The organism is Rossellomorea sp. ABR4_012, from assembly GCF_056159545.1.
The window spans coordinates 1-18416 of the sequence record NZ_JBSWVK010000006.1; the positions used below are offsets into that span (position 1 = coordinate 1).

The 18416-nt window shown below is 45.8% G+C and carries 15 protein-coding genes and 1 pseudogene; 15 read left to right on the forward strand and 1 reads right to left on the reverse strand.

The genetic code is table 11. The annotated features are described in order from the left end of the window. The 15 genes and pseudogenes from ACXAFV_RS19790 to ACXAFV_RS19860 all read left to right on the forward strand — a co-directional run. A pseudogene (locus tag ACXAFV_RS19790) lies at positions 1-386 on the forward strand (glycosyltransferase family 2 protein); the annotation flags it as partial. 792 nt (positions 387-1178) lie between these two features. Continuing rightward, complete coding sequence (locus ACXAFV_RS19795) at positions 1179-1316, forward strand: hypothetical protein (protein ID WP_475128999.1); 138 nt, start codon at positions 1179-1181, stop codon at positions 1314-1316. Positions 1317-1559: 243 nt separating this feature from the next. Then, positions 1560-1829 (forward strand): heterocycloanthracin/sonorensin family bacteriocin, encoded by a 270-nt coding sequence (locus ACXAFV_RS19800; protein ID WP_475129000.1) that lies wholly within the window; start codon positions 1560-1562, stop codon positions 1827-1829. A gap of 147 nt (positions 1830-1976) precedes the next feature. After that, positions 1977-3887: a putative thiazole-containing bacteriocin maturation protein gene (locus tag ACXAFV_RS19805; protein ID WP_475129001.1), complete on the forward strand. Its 1911-nt coding sequence runs from the start codon at positions 1977-1979 to the stop codon at positions 3885-3887. Next, positions 3884-5830 carry a TOMM precursor leader peptide-binding protein gene (locus ACXAFV_RS19810; protein WP_475129002.1) on the forward strand — a complete coding sequence of 649 codons (1947 nt, stop codon included), beginning with the start codon at positions 3884-3886 and terminating at the stop codon, positions 5828-5830. Before ACXAFV_RS19805 ends, ACXAFV_RS19810 begins: the two co-directional genes overlap by 4 nt. A gap of 20 nt (positions 5831-5850) precedes the next feature. Continuing rightward, positions 5851-7422: a SagB family peptide dehydrogenase gene (locus ACXAFV_RS19815; protein ID WP_475129004.1), complete on the forward strand. Its 1572-nt coding sequence runs from the start codon at positions 5851-5853 to the stop codon at positions 7420-7422. A gap of 849 nt (positions 7423-8271) precedes the next feature. Beyond that, positions 8272-8769: a hypothetical protein gene (locus ACXAFV_RS19820; protein ID WP_475129005.1), complete on the forward strand. Its 498-nt coding sequence runs from the start codon at positions 8272-8274 to the stop codon at positions 8767-8769. Positions 8770-9263: 494 nt separating this feature from the next. Further along, positions 9264-9983, forward strand: a complete 720-nt coding sequence (locus tag ACXAFV_RS19825; protein ID WP_475129007.1) for a GntR family transcriptional regulator — start codon at positions 9264-9266, stop codon at positions 9981-9983. 18 nt (positions 9984-10001) lie between these two features. After that, positions 10002-11171 carry an iron-containing alcohol dehydrogenase gene (locus ACXAFV_RS19830; RefSeq protein WP_475129009.1) on the forward strand — a complete coding sequence of 390 codons (1170 nt, stop codon included), beginning with the start codon at positions 10002-10004 and terminating at the stop codon, positions 11169-11171. 94 nt (positions 11172-11265) lie between these two features. Continuing rightward, the gene (locus tag ACXAFV_RS19835) at positions 11266-13014 is read left to right on the forward strand and encodes a thiamine pyrophosphate-binding protein (RefSeq protein WP_475129010.1); all 1749 of its coding nucleotides are present in this window, start codon (positions 11266-11268) and stop codon (positions 13012-13014) included. Beyond that, positions 13014-13943 carry a bile acid:sodium symporter family protein gene (locus ACXAFV_RS19840; RefSeq protein WP_475129011.1) on the forward strand — a complete coding sequence of 310 codons (930 nt, stop codon included), beginning with the start codon at positions 13014-13016 and terminating at the stop codon, positions 13941-13943. The genes ACXAFV_RS19835 and ACXAFV_RS19840 overlap by 1 nt, the downstream gene beginning before the upstream one ends. After that, positions 13940-14926 carry an SDR family oxidoreductase gene (locus ACXAFV_RS19845; protein ID WP_475129013.1) on the forward strand — a complete coding sequence of 329 codons (987 nt, stop codon included), beginning with the start codon at positions 13940-13942 and terminating at the stop codon, positions 14924-14926. The genes ACXAFV_RS19840 and ACXAFV_RS19845 overlap by 4 nt, the downstream gene beginning before the upstream one ends. 59 nt (positions 14927-14985) lie before the next feature. Further along, positions 14986-15834, forward strand: coding sequence for an SDR family oxidoreductase (locus ACXAFV_RS19850; RefSeq protein ID WP_475129015.1), 849 nt, complete (start codon positions 14986-14988; stop codon positions 15832-15834). Positions 15835-16044: 210 nt separating this feature from the next. Beyond that, complete coding sequence (locus tag ACXAFV_RS19855; RefSeq protein ID WP_341981169.1) at positions 16045-16167, forward strand: hypothetical protein; 123 nt, start codon at positions 16045-16047, stop codon at positions 16165-16167. Between the two features lie 784 nt (positions 16168-16951). Then, positions 16952-17152, forward strand: coding sequence for an ATPase (locus ACXAFV_RS19860; RefSeq protein ID WP_475129017.1), 201 nt, complete (start codon positions 16952-16954; stop codon positions 17150-17152). 109 nt (positions 17153-17261) lie between these two features. Here ACXAFV_RS19860 and ACXAFV_RS19865 read toward each other — a convergent pair whose 3' ends face one another. Beyond that, complete coding sequence (locus ACXAFV_RS19865) at positions 17262-17939, reverse strand: DUF421 domain-containing protein (RefSeq protein ID WP_446246625.1); 678 nt, start codon at positions 17937-17939, stop codon at positions 17262-17264. Between the last annotated feature and the right edge of the window lie 477 nt (positions 17940-18416).

Consider the following 18416-nt stretch of genomic DNA (forward strand, 5'->3'; position numbering starts at 1 on the left):
TCATCTCGTTGCGCATGTACCCGGAAGGCTTGGGAAGCCTTATCGAAGGCTGGTGCAAAAGTTTTGCCGTCGGTTCCAAGTCTACTCATCCAGTCGTTATGCTGATGGTCATCGTCTGGATTTCCGGCAGTTTGACCACTGCGGGTGCATTTATCTCTTCCATTATTGAATGGAACCCCATCACCATGTTTTTGGGTGGGGCATTGTATATCCTCTATAGTATTCAAATGGCATGGTTTGCCCGCAGGGTCGGTAATTTCAGATGGGCGATTTTCCCTTTTTATCCGATACTGTTTTTGTTTTTCGCAGGAGTCTATCTATATTCCTTCATCCGGGTGAATGTTTTTCATTCTGTGACGTGGAAGGGGCGGAAAATAAAGGTGTGAGTAGAGTGGAGATGGTTTTCACTCTACTTTTTTAAGAGGCGCGGGAGAGGTTCCCGTGCTTCTTTTCCGTAGGCACGGGGCGGGTTGGGGAGACAGCGTAACTTGACCTACTCAAGAAGAGCGGTGACAATTCTTTCTCGTGCTTCTGAGGAATAAGAATTATCTTGGTATTTGGATATTTTTGTTAAATTAAGCATAAAATGAAAAAAGTCAGCATAAATCTTGAAAAGTCAGCATAAACTCATTTTTTTCAGCATAAGTCCAAGAAAGTCAGCATAAATCCTGAAAATTCAGCATAAATCGTAATGGAACCCGGGTCTAAGGACGGATGTAAGCCGCGGACGCGGTTCTTATGGCCGCCAAACAAACGATTCAATCCACTTAGAACCACTTTCAATCCACTTTTTAAAAATACATGCCACTTTCCGAATTTACGTGCCACATTTCAAAAATACAATCCACTTTTCCCATATATCAACCAACTTGTCGAAAAAACTTTAAACTGTTACCGCAAGCATCTTGCTAAATAAGGATGATAAAGAGGATAGAAAGAGGACGATTGACTCTACCCATTAAAGTAGGATGGGACCGTCCATAATTGACTGTTGCCGCCAAGCATCTCGCACTATTACATAAGTTGTTTCTAGGTTCCGTTTCTAAATAACACTGTATAAAAAAGCTTGTAAATTGCGGTGCTAAAAAACATGTGATTTTGACTACAGGAGACATAAAATCTCCTTTACTGCTGCATACTATTTTTATCAAAAATTTTAGTGAATTGAGGTTTTGAAAATGGATGAAATCAGAACGACAAATCAAGTGGAAGAAGTAAATAAACACCTTAAGAACATTCCTAAGGAAGCGGAAGAAAGAAGAATTGAAAAACAGCCTCAAACTGGTAAAAACGAGAAAGCCATAAAGCCGTTTTAACTCCATAAACCCTGATATATAGTCCAAACTCCAGTCCCTTGACTGGAGTATTTTTGTGTTCTCCATTACATTATGTCCCTATAAATTAGGCTTCTGCATCAGTAACAATACCCAGCAAAATGACATAAATTGTTTGGGAGTGTTCACATTCTTAGTGAATGTATCTAATGACAGAATATTTTTCTTAGAAAGATTAATTGTGTGAGAGCCATTGGCTAATTTATTTGGGAGGTAATGAAGAGGATGAATAATTTTCACCATGAACTTCAAAGTCTGAATGTAGGTGATTTCCAGGCAACACAGCCTGTATCTTGGGATCAACATATGTATGATCCGAATGACGAACGTATTTTCCTTGGTTTTGGAGGCTGTTTTGGATTTGGTTTCGCATGCTTCTTCAGCTGTTTTGGCTGCGGTGGATGCTTCCGTTGCGGAGGCTGTGGCGGATGCGGTCGTTGTGGCGGATGTGGAAGATGCGGAGGATGCGGCAGATGTGGACGCTGCGGGCGTTAATCAGCTTTTAGAATATAGTGTTCAAAAGGACCCCTGTAGGTTTCAATACAGGGGCCTTTGTTTATACATAAAGGACAAATTAAGACTCATACGATGTAAAGATAATCACAATACAAATGGATATTTGCGGGGGGAAGGAGGAGCGATATGGGAAAATTGGACCCTTCTATGCGATTGAAAGTAAAGAGGGATACATTTTACCTCCCTGAACCAAACAGCGGTGTTTATTTTAGGAACAACCAATGCTCTTTCCGGATGGAAGGAAGCGGGATTGATCAATGGGTTGAGAAGCTGCTGCCGATGTTCAATGGGGAGTATTCTCTTGAGTATTTGACGAACGGACTGCCTGGTCCATATAAAAACAGGGTGATGGAAATCGCGGAGGTTTTGCATGGGAATGGGTTTGTACGGGATGTGAGCAGGGACCTGCCGCACGAGCTGCCCCAACATGCAGTGAAAAAATTCGCCTCACAGATTGAATTTGTCGATAGTTTGGAAGGTTCGGGAGCTGCAAGGTTTGAGATCTACCGCGATTCAAATGTCCTGGCAGTGGGGTCTGGTCCTTTTCTGACTTCATTGGTTTCATCGCTGATTGACTCTGGATTGTCAAATCTGCAGGTGCTCATGACCGATGAGATGCCCACGAACAGAAGGCGGCTAAGGGAGCTTGTGGACCATGCCCGTCAAACAGATCCGGAGCTGGAGCTTGTAGAAATCGGATTCAGTGAAGACGGATGGCGGGAGACCCTGCAGCCGTTCGATTCGATTTTATATGTGACCCAAAACGAAAACCTCCAGGAATTGGAGCTCCTTCATGCCATTTGCAGGAAGGATAAGAAGCTGTTTGTTCCGGCGGTTTGCAACAAACAGAAAGGAATTGCCGGACCGATCATCCATCCCGATTCCGAGGCTGGCTGGGAATCTGCGTGGGGACGCATTCACACCACTGCATTAAGAAAAGAAAATCAGGCTCGTGCCCAATCGGCGATTCCCGGAGCGATGCTTGCGAACATGATTGTCTTTGAATTATTCAAAGAGGTAACAGGAGTGACAAAATCCAATCAGAGAAACAGAATTTTTCTCCTGGATGCAGAAACGCTTGAAGGGAGCTGGCATTCATTTTTACCGCATCCGCTGGAGACTGGGAATGGAGCTGCTGAAGTTGTTCAGAGTTTGGAAACTCGGCTGGAACAGGCTTCTGAAAGAATTGATAGAGAAAAAATGCTGTATTTCTTCAGTCTGCTGACGTCAAAAGAGACTGGGATTTTTCATGTATGGGAGGAAGGAGATACGAAGCAGCTTCCACTTGCTCAATGCCGTGTCCAGCCGGTCGATGTCCTGTCCGGGGGTCCGGCAGAACTGCTGAATGAGGTAATCTGCAGCGGCTTGACACATGAAGAAGCACGACGGGAAGCGGGGTTACAAGGAGTAGAGGCATACGCTTCAAGATTGGGAAGTACGGTCGTTCCTCATGGGACAGATGAATACATGGCCATCGGAGCGGGTGCGACATTTGCAGAATGCGTTGGACGCGGTTTTCAGAAGTGTTTGACTGATGGGCTGAGAAAAAGGGAATCGGTTCAAAAGAGTACCATTACCCGTCTGGAATTAGATGGGGTTGAGGATGAAAGATGCCGTTTTTATCTAAAGGCACTGAGCACGATGCAAGAAGAGCCAAAAATTGGAATAGGTAAGGATTTGGCTGGATTTCCTGTCGTCTATGTCCGGGGGAAGAAGGGCTGGTATGGAAATACCGGTTTATCTCTCACCCTGGCGCTGCGTAAATCTCTGCAGCATGCATTATTTCAAGCTCAGAACGATTTGGACGCCTTCGACGCAAAACCGGTCTCCGCTTTGTTAGAGGAAAGTAGTGCAGAAAGAATAGTCATTCCAGCCAATGAAGACGGTATCCAGCCTGAAAACCTAAAAGATGCAATCGCAACTTTGAAAAGGAATCAGAAGCAGTTAACGGTGTATGAACTGGATATTGAACCTGTTTTTAAACAGGAGCTTGAGGGTGTGTTTGCTGTGCTGCTGCGAGAGGAGGAAATCCAATGAGTTCTTTCGTGGTGATTGTGGGGGAGGGGCTGCTTGCGGACCGTGTTTGTGCGCAAATTTCAGCCCGGTATCCCGTGTTTAGGCAGAGCAGTTTTGAAAAAAGATTCCCTGCACGTACGGATTTGGTGCTGGCCCTGGATGACGCGTGGAATCCAGCTGTTCATCATCAGGCAGAAGAAGTGATGAGGGAGGCTCAGGTACCGTGGCTGAGAGGCTTCGTTGCGTTTGGGGATGGGATCATCGGGCCCCTGGTCCGGCCCGGCACACCGGGATGCTCCCAATGTGCAGATCTGCGGCGACTCCTTGGAGGAAAGGAACGACATGAGATGCGGGAGGTACAAGGGAAACTCGCTGAAGTCGGTGGGATGATGAAAGACCCATGGGCTTCGAATACCGGTTTGCTGCATATGGCTCACATCATCGCATCTGAAGCTGTCAGGGTCCTTGAAGGTGAAAAGGCACATTCGGAAGGACGGGTCTGTTTAACCGAACTGAAAACATTAAACAGCTCCTGGCACTCCTTCGTTCCCGACTCATTATGCCGGGTTTGCAGCCTGATACCGGATGATTCGCCGCAATTAGCCCGTGTTTCCCTTCAGCCAAGCCCGAAAATCGATAGGGTCAGTTTCCGATGTACTCCCCTGGGTGAACTGAAACAAGTTTTGATAAAAGACTATCTGGATAACCGGACCGGACTTTTTAACAGCAAAATGTATGATCTGGTGACGCCGTTTGCGGATGCGAGTGTGAATATGCCGATGCTCTCCGGGGATGAAGGGACGGCCGGACGGACGCAAGTCTACTCGGACAGCGAGCTGACTGCCATCCTTGAAGGATTGGAGCGTCACTGCGGGCTGGAGCCCCGCGGCAAACGAACTGTCATCCATGACAGCTACCGGAATGTGAAAGAACAGGCACTCAATCCGCTGAAGGTCGGCGTGCACTCTGACGAACAGTACGCTATGGCGGGTTTCCCATTTGAAAAGTTTGACCCTGACAGGGAGATTGACTGGGTGTGGGGTTATTCACTCATCGAAGAGCAGCAGATTCTCGTCCCTGAGCTCCTGAGCTATTACAGTCTGGGCTGCGGCTCATCCGGTTTTGTCTATGAAACGTCCAATGGCTGTGCCCTTGGCGGAAGCAGGGAAGAAGCGATTTTTTATGGAATCATGGAGGTGGTCGAACGGGATTCATTCCTTTTGACCTGGTATGCAGAGCTCAACCTTCCGCGTCTTGATCCTCTTACAGCAGGGGACGAGGAGCTGGAGTTAATGATTGAACGCATGCGTGCAGTCGCAGGGTATGATCTCTATTTGTATAACTCCACAATGGAGCACGGAATTCCAAGCGTCTTTGCGATGGCAAAGAACAGGAAGGATGAAGGATTGAATCTGATCCTCGCGGCAGGTGCCCACCTGGATCCTGTAAGGGCGGCAAAAAGCGCGATCCAGGAGCTTGCCGGGATGATGCTGAATCTTGATGAAAAGTTGGAGAAGAACAAGGCAAACTATGAAAAAATGCTTTACGATGATTCTTTGGTGAGGCAGATGGATGATCATGGCATGCTGTATGGATTGCCGCAAGCGGAAGAACGTTTGGGGTTTTTACTGAACGACAGCCTGCCTTTGCGGAGTTTCCAGGAGGAATTCAAATGGACGTCCGATCACATAGATCTTACAGATGACCTGAAGGATATTCTTGCCACATTCCGAAGCCGGAACCTTGATGTCATTGTCGTTGACCAAACCGCTCCTGAACTTGAAAAGAACGGCCTGCACTGTGTGAAAGTATTGATTCCCGGCATGCTTCCCATGACATTCGGGCAGCATCTTACCCGTCTGACAGGACTTGAAAGGGTCCTTAACGTCCCGGCGGAATTGGGATATGCCGACCGGCCATTGACATTTGAAGAGCTCAATCAAAAACCGCATCCGTTCCCTTAGGGTGCTGGGAGGTAAGGAGGATGAGTCTGGAAGAATTTCTGCACAATTTGCAATTTAATATCGAGCGCGCCAATCAGCCGAACTGGGAAGCGGACTGGGAGGATGCGCCTCTTCCCTATAAGCTGTACCGGGGATTGCGAGGTGTGCCATTGTCTCTAGAAGTACCGCTATCGCTAACCGGGAGCCAGCCGCCGTTAAAACCCAATTTAGAAAGGATCGGTCATTTTCTCTGGTATGTTTATGGCATCACGGGGGTGAGCCAGTCGATGGAGCCTGATGATTTACCCGAGCAGGAATCTTACCCCATCCACTCCTATCGGCGTTTTGCTCCATCCGGAGGGGCACTGTATCCGAATGAACTATACCTCTATTTGAAGCTGGATGATCTGCCCGATGGAATCTACCAATATGATGCCGCCCGTCATCGCCTCGACTTACTCAGGGAAGGGAATTTTGATTCGTACGTAGAACGGGCACTCGGCAACCGCTGCGACATATCATCGTGTTTCGGCACAGCCTTTGTCTCCACAAGGTTTTGGAAAAACTTTTTTAAATACAATAACTTTTCCTACCGGCTGCAGGGACTGGATGCCGGCGTCCTGATGGGACAGCTGCTGGAAACGGCGAAACGGTTTGGATTCGAGTCAGGGGTGTATGTTCAATTTCTGGATTCAGCGTTCAACCATCTGCTTGGACTGACCGAGGAAGAGGAAAACGTCTATAGCGTCATCCCACTTTCGGCTGCTGCAACGAATTGGGCTGGAAACGGGAGGGGAACAGCAAGGACATCAACCGCTGACGAATTATGCCGGGAGCTGCCGGCCATTTCAGCAGAACACTTTGAACGGTCTGAAAAGGTTAGAAAGTTTCCTATGTTACTGGCAGTAAATGAAGCTTCCAAAGTAGATTGTACAGGTGATTTCCAGAAACTCGGGAGACAACTAGGGCTTAGAGCCGGAGAGAAAGAAATCCATTTGCCCGAGATCGAGTGCTTACCGTATGATTTTGCTGAAGCATGCAAAAATCGCCATTCACCGGAACTGGATTTTGTCATGGGGAAGGTCAGTCAGGAGGCGCTGGCTGCTTTATTGAAAAATTCAGCTCACTCTTTTAGAAGTGACATAGACGATGTTTCTTACGATAGAGTACCCCGTGTTTCAATTTATGGCTGTTTCTATAATGTGGAAGGCATACAAAATGGCGCATACGCATATGACAGCGAACGCCATTCACTGCGGGAAATCGGGACAGGGGATTATCGTCTTCAGCTGCAAACGGGCCTGTCTCTTGATAACGTAAATTTGCTTCAGGTGCCAATGTGCCTTCATATCATAGGGAACAAAGATTACGATAAGGACACCCTGGGATACAGAGGTTACAGAATCATGCAAATGGAAGCCGGAATGCTTGTACAGCGACTGCTTTTGGCGTCGTCCGCTGCCGGGTTTGGCGGACACCCGCTGCTTGGGTTTGATACGACGTTGACGGATCGGATTTACAAACTGGATTCAGAGGGCAGGACCACCTTGATTCAAATACCAATCGGACCTTTTCGGGATCGGGCTTGGGTGAGGGGAAGTTTGCTGAGTTAGGGTCGAGCGGGAATGGTTCCCGCTCTATTTTTTTGTTCGCAAATATATATCGGGTGGCAAAGAGAACGTTTTTTATAGATAACTAAAAAGTAGGATGGGAACCGTCCTGATTTAACTGAAAATGTCTTGTTTGAATTTGGATATTTTTGTTAAATTCAGCATAAAACGAAAAAAGTCAGCATAAATCTTGAAAAGTCCGCATAAACTCATTTTTTTCAGCATAAATCCTGAAAAGTCAGCATAAATCGCAATAGACCCCGGGTAAGAGGATGGATGTAAGCCGCGGAGCTGGTTCTTATGTGTTCCAAACAAACGATTCAAGCCGTTTTGTACCACATTCAAGCCACTTTTTAAAAATACATGCCATTTTTAGAATTTACATGCCACTTTCCAAATTTACATGCCACATTTTGACTATTCAAGCTACATGTCGAAAAATCTTTAAACGGTTGTCGGTAAGCATCTCACTCTAAGGATGTGAGGGGACGATTCACTCTCCTTTTAAAGTAGGATGGGAACCGTCCCCATTTAACTCCAACCCGAGGCCATCAGAGATCGAGGTGAAGTGGGATCAGGCAGTCATCTGCCTTTTCTACGTAGTGATTCAGTTAAACGAGCATTAATGTGGTGTTGATGGATCAGGTTGAATTAGCTGAAACATTCTTGCTTCAATGAGATTGGACTAGAGTGGGGACGGTTCCGACTCTACTTTTTTATAAATGATTTATCACTAAGGTACTCAGGAACGTAAGGAGGCTTGGCTACTGGTAATGCATCATATTATTGACATTGATAATCATTATCAATTAAAATATATGCATACATAGTAAGAGGAGTGGAGAGTAAGTGATGATTAGTAACTGGAAGGATGACCTGCAATCATTTGTAGATGAAGTTATATCGAAGGTATATCAGCTTCCTTGTAGTGAGCGGACGATGCTGTCTGTGTTGAGTGCTATTTCCGATTTGCAATCTACTTTGAATCGGAAAGAATTCCCTTCAAATGGATGCTATTATATATCGTTGGCCCAAATCATTGATCATTTAATGCAAAGTATAGATAAGAAGGAAATAACACACCAGAATGAGTGGGTCTGCACATTCTGGGAAATGTATGATGAACAAATTCATCAGCATTTTTCAGTGGAATACTTGATCGTGAGACAGGGTACTGTACAATTCAGCGTCCGCAAGTATGTAGTCTATCCGATGGAGCAGCAAATCCAAACGTTCATACAATCTGTTGTAAAATGGGCCCGACACACATTTGATAAAGTGCCGGATTATATTGAAACTGTGGATCTGACAACTGGAAACAAGCAGATGTACTGGGTGGATCAAGTATAACTGTTGAAGTGAACTTTTTTTCAGTCAAAATGAAACAAACTTTTTTCGTAAGTGGGAGGAAGATTGAGCATATTCATTCGTTTTCTTAGCAAACGGATGAATATGCTCTTTTTTTAGGATTTCAAGTTAGGAACAAGATTTAAAAAGATGGGATGTGAATGGTAACGATATATATATCTGCCAATAGATAAAAATATGAAAAACAACTTGCTGAATATTCAGAAATATAATACTATTTAGTTACATCATCTGTTCTATTTAAAGAATAGAATACGACCACTCACTAGATTTCACCCACTAATCACATTTCAAACAAAAAACTTCTTTTAACACTACTTCAACAAAGACTACATAATAAAAACTCATACAACATGTTTCAATTTCATACACTTAGTTATACGCACAGCCTGTGTTAAACACCAACGAGGCTTTAAATTTTGTCGATACTGGTACGGACGTCGCGATGTATTTTTCACGAAAGAGGTGTAGCCCATTTGATCGATACAAACAATCCTGTGCCTTATCACCTGCAGATCAAGGATATTCTGACAAAAGAAATTGGGGAGGGGATTTATAAGGAACGGATTCCGAGTGAGAGGGATTTGATGGATCGGTTTTCGGTGAGTCGTACGACGATTCGGGAGGCGATTTCTCATTTGGTCACGGAAGGGATCCTGGAAAAAATCCATGGGAAAGGGACATTCATTTCTCAGAAGCCGCCGGTGCATGAATGGCTGGATTCGCTGAATAGCCTGACGGATACGGTGAGGAAGATGGGAATGGTACCGGGTTCGAAGCTGCTCGGCTGCCGGGTGGTAAAAGAAGGCGGAGTGATTGCGGACATCTTGAATGTGGAGGATTTTTACACGATTGAGCGTCTTCGCACTGCTGACGCTAAGCCGATTGCAATCGAACGGCATTATTATTCCAAGGAGATCGGCAGGAAGCTGGCGGAGTATGATCTGGAAGCGACCACGATTTATGACTTGCTTGAACACGATTTGGGCATTGAATTGGAGGAAGCGGAGCAGTTCATATCGAGCAAGGTTGTCAGTGAAGAAGATGCGGTCGATCTCGATATCCCGTTTGGATCTAATGTTCTGTGTGTGGAACGGTTGATGACGGATACTCGGGGGGACACTGTTGAATATTACACGAGTGTATTCAGGCCCGATATGTATGTCTTTCGGATGAAGACGAAACGAAAAAAATGAGAGGGGGTATTTGAGTAGATGAAGGACTTATGGCTCCCAAGAAGGCTGAAGGCGGGCGCCGGGGCATTCCAGGAATTGGGGAAAGTGGCGGAAGAACTTCAGGCCAGGCATTTATTTGTGGTGACAGGTTCGTTGCTAATGAAGGAACCATTCCACTCCCGGTTTGAAGCCATTCTTCTGGAGAGTGGCTTGGAAGCTACAGTCTTTTCAGGAATGGAGGGGGAGCCGACGACTGAGCATTTGGCTGCAGCCTTGACTGAGTTCAAACAGTGCGGTGCTGATTGTGTGATAGCGGTTGGCGGCGGGAGTGTTATCGATTTGGCCAAAGCTCTTTCTGTCATGGGGGTGAATGACGGAGCGACACTTGATTCGATACCAAAGATGGAGCGATTGAATCGGCTGCCTTTGATTGCGATTCCGACAACTGCCGGTACCGGGTCGGAAGCAACGAAAGTGACCGTCATCACGGATAAGGAAAGTAAGGTGAAGAAGAACCCGGGGCATGAAAGTTTGATTCCGGATGCGGCCATTCTGGATCCTGCTTTGACTGTGACTTTGCCGAAGCAGATGACCGCTTATACCGGTCTTGATGCGCTCGCCCATGCGATGGAAGCGTATGTGTCCACAAAGGCCACGCCGATGAGTGATTTCTTTGCTCTTGAAGCAATCCGGATCATCGGGAAATGGCTGCCCAAGGCTTACGAGGATGGGAAGAATCTCGAGGCAAGGGAGAATATGCTCCTCGGAAGCTATTACGCTGGGATTGCATTTTCCAATGCTTCTACGAATCTAGCACATGCAGCAGGCAGGCCCTTGGGAACGCGGTTCCACCTGCTGCATGGATTGAGTGTTGCTTTATTGATGCCTTTTGTCATGGAGTTTGGACTGGGGGTTTGTGAGGAGCGTTACGCAGAAGTCGGCCGTGCACTCGGTTGTGAAGAGGACGACTCTATGAAGCTGGCAATCGGTGCCGTGATGAAGGTGCGTCATTTTAATAATCGGTTTCGGATTTGGGAGGATGGTATTACGTACTTTCAGGAAGGGGATCAATTTGAAAAGATGATCCCTTTATTGATAAAAGACGCCTTATCAGGTAATGGCATCGCCACGAATCGGCGGATACCGGATGAGAGCGATATTAAGAGGATATATGGAAAGCTGCTGATGGAAATACAGGTTCATCGATGAATGAAAGAGAATCAGGGATTAAGTGTAAGCGTTTACTTGTATGTGGACGGTTTACATATAGGAGTTAAACATTTTGATTTTCAGGAGGGAAAGTATGGGAGAGATGACGGGCGGCGAAGTAATTGCACATATGCTAAGGATGGAACAGGTTGAGAAGGTATTTGGCATCATTGATGGAACATATTTCGGATTTTATTCTAATCTTGAGAGTAATGGGATTGAGTTGATCACGCCAAGGCATGAGACGAGTGCTGCCCACGCGGCAGGCGCTTATGCACGGGTGACGGGGAAGCTCGGTGTCTGCATGGCAAGTAACGGACCTGGTGTGGCGAATATCCTGCCCGGTCTCGTGGTGGAGGAAGGCGAAGGGAACCGGGTGCTTGTGATTACAAGTTCAAGAAGGACCGGGATCATGTATCCTGATCGCGGCGGTACGTATCAGTGCTTCAATCAGACGGGAGTCATCTCGAATATGGCCAAATGGAGCAAAGCCGTTCCTTCATTCGACCGCATCCCTGAAATGATGCGGACGGCTCTAAGGAAATGCTATGAAGGGCGTCCAGGGGTCGTCCATATCGATATACCTGAGAACATTTTAAATTCCAAGCAAAAATGTGACCTATCCTTCTGGGCGCCTCATCAGTACAGGGTGACAGAGATGCCGGGTGCGTCGGAGCAACAATTGGAAAGGGCCGTTGATCTGCTTGTTAACGCGGAGTATCCGATGATTCATGCGGGAAGCGGGGTGGTGCATGCCCGTGCCTATGAAGAAGTGGAAATGACAGCCGAGGTGCTGCAATCGATGGTGACGACGAGTTGGGCTGCAAGGGGAGCGATCCCGGAGACGAACCCGCTGATGCTGCCGATGGTCCATATTGCGGTGAACAATAAACTGCGGAATGAAGCGGATGTCGTGCTGGTCCTCGGCTCAAGGCTCGGGGAAACTGACTGGTGGGGGAAGGCACCGTACTGGAATCAAAATCAAAAAGTTATCCAGGTAGATTTGGATCCTGCGATACTCGGAGCCAATAAGCCTGTGGAAGTCGCCATCCAGGCGGATGTGAAGACCTTTTTGACCCAGCTTCACGAACGGCTGCTGGCACGGAGGAACGAAATATCTACAGGTTCCCGGAAAGCAAGGAACCAGAGAATAATTGCTGAAAAAGACAAGAACCGCAAGAAGCTGGATCAGCACCTGGAAGACATGGCGGTTCCGATGAATCCGGCGCATATCCCGTCCATTTGCCAGGATGTGTTCCCGGATGAGACGTCGTTCGTGCTCGACGGTGGAAACACGGTGATCTGGTCGAACTTCTTTTATCAGGTCAATAAACCGGGATCGGTCCTGTCCACGTATAAGTTCGGGATGCTCGGTGCAGGGCCGGGGCAGGCAATAGGGGCAGCGGCAGCGAACCGCGAACGTCCGGTCTGCTGTATCATCGGGGACGGTGCCATGGGCTTTCATCCACAGGAAATCGAGACGGCCGTACGAAATGGGCTGCAGATCATTTTCCTGGTGATGTGCGATAAGCAGTGGGGGATGGTCAAGATGAACCAGCAATTTGCGTTGAAACCAGTGAAGACTTTGATTAAAAAGTCATTAAGTCCGGAAGAAACGATAAATGCAGATTTGGGGGTAATCCAATTTGATAAGCTGGCGGAAAGCATGGGGGCGCATGGGGAGCATGTCAATGATCCGAGGGATCTGAAGGCTGCCATCGAGCGTTCGTTGGAAACGGGCAGGTGCTCGGTGATCCATGTGGATGTCGATCCAGTAAAACATATGTGGGCGCCCGGCCTGAAGTATTTCAAAGATATGCACCAGGAGCCTAAGGGCAAATAATGGGCATCGATTCCATTCAGCTGAATTTCAATCCGACTACGCTGACCATTTTGAATATCGTCATCGGTTTCATCATGTTCGGTGTAGCGCTGGATTTGAGATTGGCAGACTTCAAGCGGACATTTTCCACCCCTAAACCGATGTTGATCGGCTTGACCGCACAGTTTCTATTACTGCCTGCTTTCACGTTTCTATTAGTCTCGTTGATTAATCCGGTTCCAAGCATTGCACTGGGGCTATTCATGGTGGCAGCCTGTCCGGGCGGAAACCTGTCGAATTTCATTACGTATCTGTCAAAAGGGAATACACCGCTGTCCATCTCGATGTCAGCTGTGTCAACGGTCGTGGCCATCTTCCTGACCCCGGTGAATGTGATGTTCTGGGGATCACTTTATCAGGGAACGGAGTCCCTGCTTCGAACGTTTACCATTAATCCGGTTGATATGCTGTTTACGATCTTTCTGATGCTCGGGCTTCCTCTTGTCATCGGGATGCTCATCCGATACAACTATCCTGTTTGGGCGATGAAGGTGAATAAAGGGATGAAGTATTTATCGATTGGCTTTTTTGTCTTATTCTTGTTAGCTTCCCTCGTCGCGAACTTTACTTATTTTGTCCAATTTGTCGGTATGGTTGTCCTGGTTGTTTTCCTGCAAAATCTTATCGCTCTCCTATCCGGTTATTTTACAGCTCGTGCCTTCAAGCTGCCTGAAGGTGACCGGAGAGCGATTGCGATTGAAGTGGGGATCCAAAATTCGGGCCTCGGTTTGGTGTTGATCTTTAATTTCTTTGACGGTCTCGGAGGAATGGCGATCGTGGCCGCATGGTGGGGCGTGTGGCATCTGATTTCAGGCCTTTCGATTGCAGCCTTCTGGTCGAAAAGGGAACCAGCTGCAGTTCCGCCGGTCAATGGAGGGGTTCAGGCATGAACATTTTAATCACGGGAGCGGCAGGCTATCTTGGCAGCACGCTCCTGAAACGGTTAACGAAACGAATCGATCATACGGATGAGAAATGGAAGATCGTCGCTGCCGATATTAAGAGGATCAGCGTTCACCATCCGAGTGTTAAATTTGTAAAAATGGATATTCGTTCGGAGAAAGTGAATGAGGTGATGAAGCAGCATCAAATTGGAACCGTCGTGCATCTTGCTTCGATTGTTACACCGGGGAGGAAGAGCAACCGGGAATTCGAGTATTCCGTTGATGTCCTCGGCACGGAAAATGTGCTGAAAGCCTGTGTGGCAAATGGGGTGAAGCGTATCGTCCTTACTTCAAGCGGGGCGGCCTACGGCTATCATCCCGATAATGCGGAGTGGCTCAAAGAGGGAGATCCCATCCGAGGAAATGAGGAATTCGCTTACTCGTATCATAAGCGCTTAGTGGAGGAGATGCTGGCAAGGTATCGGGAAGACCACCATGAACTCGAGCAGGTGGTCTTCCGGATCGGGACCATCCTTGGTGAGTCCACCCAGAATCAGATCACATCGCTGTTCGATAAGAAAATGATGATAGGCGTCTCTGGTTCAGACAGCCCGTTTGTGTTCATCTGGGATCAAGATGTGGTGGAATGCCTGCTCAGGGGGATCACAGGAAGCAAGACGGGGATCTTTAATGTCGCAGGGGATGGCGCACTTTCGATTGATGAGATTGCGGGCATCCTCGGGAAGCATGTGCTGCGGATCCCTGCATGGGTGTTGAAATCGGCGTTGTTTGTCTTGAAAAGATTGTCCCTGACCAAGTACGGGGAAGAACAAGTGAACTTTTTACGGTACCGGCCAGTCCTTGATAATAAACGATTGAAAACGGAATTTGGATATACCCCGTCGTTTACTTCTGAGGAAGTATTCAAGTATTTTTTAGAAAAGAGAACCGATAGTGAACGGAAAGAGTCGACTCAGACTGCGTCGTAGGGAAAGTGGGGTCAGTGGCTACTGGCCTTTTTTTACATAAAGAAAAAGGGGGGAGTTGGATGAAAGAGAGAGATTCTTTCAAGAAAAAAAAAATTCTCATCACCGGTGCCGCAGGCGGACTAGGCCGGGAGCTCTGTCTTGCATTCGGCAGCAGGGGAGCCAGGATCATTGCATTGGATTTGCATGTGGAGGCTCTTGAGAACTTGCAACGTTTTCTGGAGGAGAAACACATTCCATGCAGCACCTTTGTATGCAACATTGCGGACAAAGATCAATGCAGGCACATGGTAGGTGAGATTGAGCGTTCAGGTTCCTCCATCGATATGGTCATCCATAATGCCGGCATCTCCCACCGCAGTACGTTTAAGGAGACAAACCTGGAAGTGTTGGAGAAGATCATCGCTGTGAACATCAATGGAACGATCAACCTTACTCATTATACGTTCGATCACATCTTGCGATCGAAGGGTTCATATGTCGTTGTATCAAGTGTGGCGGGGTTTGCACCGTTGATGGGGAGAACCGGGTATGCTGCCAGCAAGCATGCGCTTCATGGATTCTTCGAGACGCTTCGTGCGGAAGTGGAGGATGAAGGAGTCAACGTCCTCATGGTGTGCCCGTCCTTCATGAAAACAGCCATGGAGCGTACGGCGTTTGGCGGGAATGGGAAGCATGTGTCACAGGAGAAGCAGACTGTTGGGAATGTGTTAACTCCGGATTATGTGGCAGAACAGATTGTAAGAGGGGTTCTGTCTAATCGAAAAAGGATCTATATTAGTCCGGTTGCGAAGTTGTCCTTAGTAGTGAGCCGGTTTGTTCCTGACTTGTACAGGTGGGTAATGAAGAGGAATATGGCTTCGGAGTTTCGTCATAAGGGTGAGGAAGCAGAGAAGAGTAAGTATCTATAAATCAAAGGCCCGTCCCAGCGTGCGTGCGTTAATGTGCGCTGGGACGGGCCTTCGGGATTCTGTGGCCAGCCCCTGACTTCAGTGTTAATTAAACCGATTCCAGTTGGAATCGGCTTATAATCATTCATCGCCAGGCAAAAAATTGAATTTCCTCATATTTGCCGGCATCCATGTGCACGATATAAACAGAACGTAAAGGGTGGTGAAAAAATGTCTAAACAGAAGAATAAGGACCGTAAGAATAATAAAGCGATGCCGAAGACCGATGTGGAATTTGCTCAAAACGGACTTGAAAAATTGGCCCTTAAAACGGAGGAAAGAGAAAATAAGTAATGAGGTGAGTGCCCCCCTTGCATAACGAAGTTTTTTGTAACAGGGGGTCAGCATTGATTTTTAAGTTTTCCTTATAAAATGTGTGTAGGCTATCAAAAGAAAGTGTGGATCATGCTGAGAGGATCAAAAGTGTGGTGTACACAACAATCGGGGGCTTTTCCTGAACAGGGAAAGCTCTTTTTTATTTGAATGTTTTTCCTTGAGTAAGTTGTGATGATTTGAAATAATTGTAAGTAAGTTATAAATGAAAAACGTTTATACGGCTAAAGAAGGTTAAGGCCCGTTGCGGAGGAAGTGTTCGACCTCTTTTCTACTGAAAAAAGTGACGCTTCTGATTGCGAGTGTATTTGACCTAGGGAACCAGCCCTTGCACATAAGCTGGTCGTGAGTCGGAAGTGTGAGGGGAAGGTTTTCTTGAAGGCTTCGTAGTATCTGAACCTTCCCTGTGTTCGTTTACTTTTGTCAATAAGGAAGTTTGTGGGGTGATAAACATGTTAGTTAAAATTAAAGCGCTACCTGAAAAGAAGGCATTTTTTATTGGACTGTCCTTAACATTATTTAGTCCATTATTTTTATTTTTGTTTTCACACTTGTTCCCTATTGGTAATTGGATCACGATGATTATACAGGCTATTATCTTGGGGTTTGCTTCTTTATTTGTTCTAAGTGCAGTTGACTCAAGGCATTCACGTATTAAAAAGAATAAGTAACCGTATTCCGTAGTCTAATTGAAATAACGGGGGCATTAGTTGAGCAATTAATTATATGAAAGGGAGGTGAAGTTGTGGGTAAGTCCTTTTGGATTCCGTTAATGGCTTCATTTGGAGCGATGATATTCCTCTATATCATAGGCTTTGCAGCTGATATAGATTTTCTTAAATTAAAAATATCACTCTCGGAGACTGAGATTGCTCTACTGCCAATCGCTGTTGGGATGTTAGTGGGGGTTGTTAGTGAACGTTTGTTCAAATTGAGATCTCAATAGTAATGGATATTGGGGCCTGTCCCCCGAGACGGGAAAGCTTTAGAGTGTCGCGGGTCAGGCCCTTGTTGTCGACGGGAAGGTATTTTGTAATACCGGAATGTCATGGAGTTCATTCATACGTTTGTACAAAAAACCCGTCATCTTCCAGCCATTCGGCTACAAATATATCTCTATAATCAACAATACCTTGTGACTTGAGTTGTTTTTTTAACCAAGACTCATTAAAACCTAAATCATTTAGTTCATCCCATAAAACTTCCCCATCGCGAATTAACGTAACTGGAACATAAACAGATTTTGCAGGCATATTGAAATCTTCTTGAGTCGTTTTTTGATACTTTGTCTTTTTTAATATGCTAATGGAGCCGTTCGATTCTAAATAACAAAAAGCAACCTCTCGGATCGAAAAGGTTTCACTTTGCCGAAGCAGGCTTTGCAGCTGGTTGATATTCATTCGGTTTTTTTTCAATTCTTCTCGATCCACTATTCCATTTTTAATAAGAGCAGACGGTTTCCCTTCAAAAATGCCTCGAAACGCTAAAAACTTTTGTCCAAGATATTCGACCAAGAAAAGTAAGCATCCCCATAATGCCATTGAGTATATGATATAAAAAATACCGATCTCATGGTCGTATAATGCGTTACCAAGTAATTCTCCCAATACAATAGCGGCAATAAAAGTGAAAGGGGTAATTTGATTAATGATTTTCTTCCCAACAAGCTTAACGATAATAAAAAGAAGGAAAAATCCAATGATAAGTTCAGCAGTAAGATATATGACTTTCATATTATAAAAACTCCATTCAAGCAAACACTTGATCGTGTTAAATTTCTAATCTTTTTATGTTTGACAATACACGTTAAAAAGATTCTTGTTTAATTAAAGAAAGTGCGCTCTTGATTAAAGATATTGGGGCTTGACCCCCGACACAGTATAGCTTTAAAGTGTCGGGGGTCAGGCCCTTATTTTGGTAAATAATAAGTACTATAATCCTATATAACGGATTTTAAATTCGGGACTATACGACTATTTTCTGTGCTGTTCAATTGGGAGTTATCAGAATTTTAATAGTCTTTTTATAAATGAAATTAGATTGATAAGATAAGGGTCTGCAAAATTTTTTTAATAATTTGAAATCAGCATCTACGGGTGAAATAACGTCAAAAAAACCGATAAATCAGGATTTTTAAGCATGTAAAAATTATGTTACAGTGTTTTACGTCACGCAAAAAGCTATCACAAAGCTTTCAATTGCATTACAAA

Bases quoted from the DNA above. Each gene is read 5' to 3' on its own strand.
- ACXAFV_RS19815 (WP_475129004.1), top strand. From the start codon at position 5,851: ATGAGTCTGGAAGAATTTCTGCACAATTTGCAATTTAATATCGAGCGC.
- ACXAFV_RS19810 (WP_475129002.1), top strand. From the start codon at position 3,884: ATGAGTTCTTTCGTGGTGATTGTGGGGGAGGGGCTGCTTGCGGACCGT.
- ACXAFV_RS19845 (WP_475129013.1), top strand. From the start codon at position 13,940: ATGAACATTTTAATCACGGGAGCGGCAGGCTATCTTGGCAGCACGCTC.
- ACXAFV_RS19805 (WP_475129001.1), top strand. From the start codon at position 1,977: ATGGGAAAATTGGACCCTTCTATGCGATTGAAAGTAAAGAGGGATACA.
- ACXAFV_RS19855 (WP_341981169.1), top strand. From the start codon at position 16,045: ATGTCTAAACAGAAGAATAAGGACCGTAAGAATAATAAAGCGATGCCG.
- ACXAFV_RS19820 (WP_475129005.1), top strand. From the start codon at position 8,272: ATGATTAGTAACTGGAAGGATGACCTGCAATCATTTGTAGATGAAGTT.
- ACXAFV_RS19850 (WP_475129015.1), top strand. From the start codon at position 14,986: ATGAAAGAGAGAGATTCTTTCAAGAAAAAAAAAATTCTCATCACCGGT.
- ACXAFV_RS19835 (WP_475129010.1), top strand. From the start codon at position 11,266: ATGGGAGAGATGACGGGCGGCGAAGTAATTGCACATATGCTAAGGATG.
- ACXAFV_RS19865 (WP_446246625.1), bottom strand. From the start codon at position 17,939: ATGAAAGTCATATATCTTACTGCTGAACTTATCATTGGATTTTTCCTT.
- ACXAFV_RS19840 (WP_475129011.1), top strand. From the start codon at position 13,014: ATGGGCATCGATTCCATTCAGCTGAATTTCAATCCGACTACGCTGACC.
- ACXAFV_RS19795 (WP_475128999.1), top strand. From the start codon at position 1,179: ATGGATGAAATCAGAACGACAAATCAAGTGGAAGAAGTAAATAAACAC.
- ACXAFV_RS19800 (WP_475129000.1), top strand. From the start codon at position 1,560: ATGAATAATTTTCACCATGAACTTCAAAGTCTGAATGTAGGTGATTTC.
- ACXAFV_RS19830 (WP_475129009.1), top strand. From the start codon at position 10,002: ATGAAGGACTTATGGCTCCCAAGAAGGCTGAAGGCGGGCGCCGGGGCA.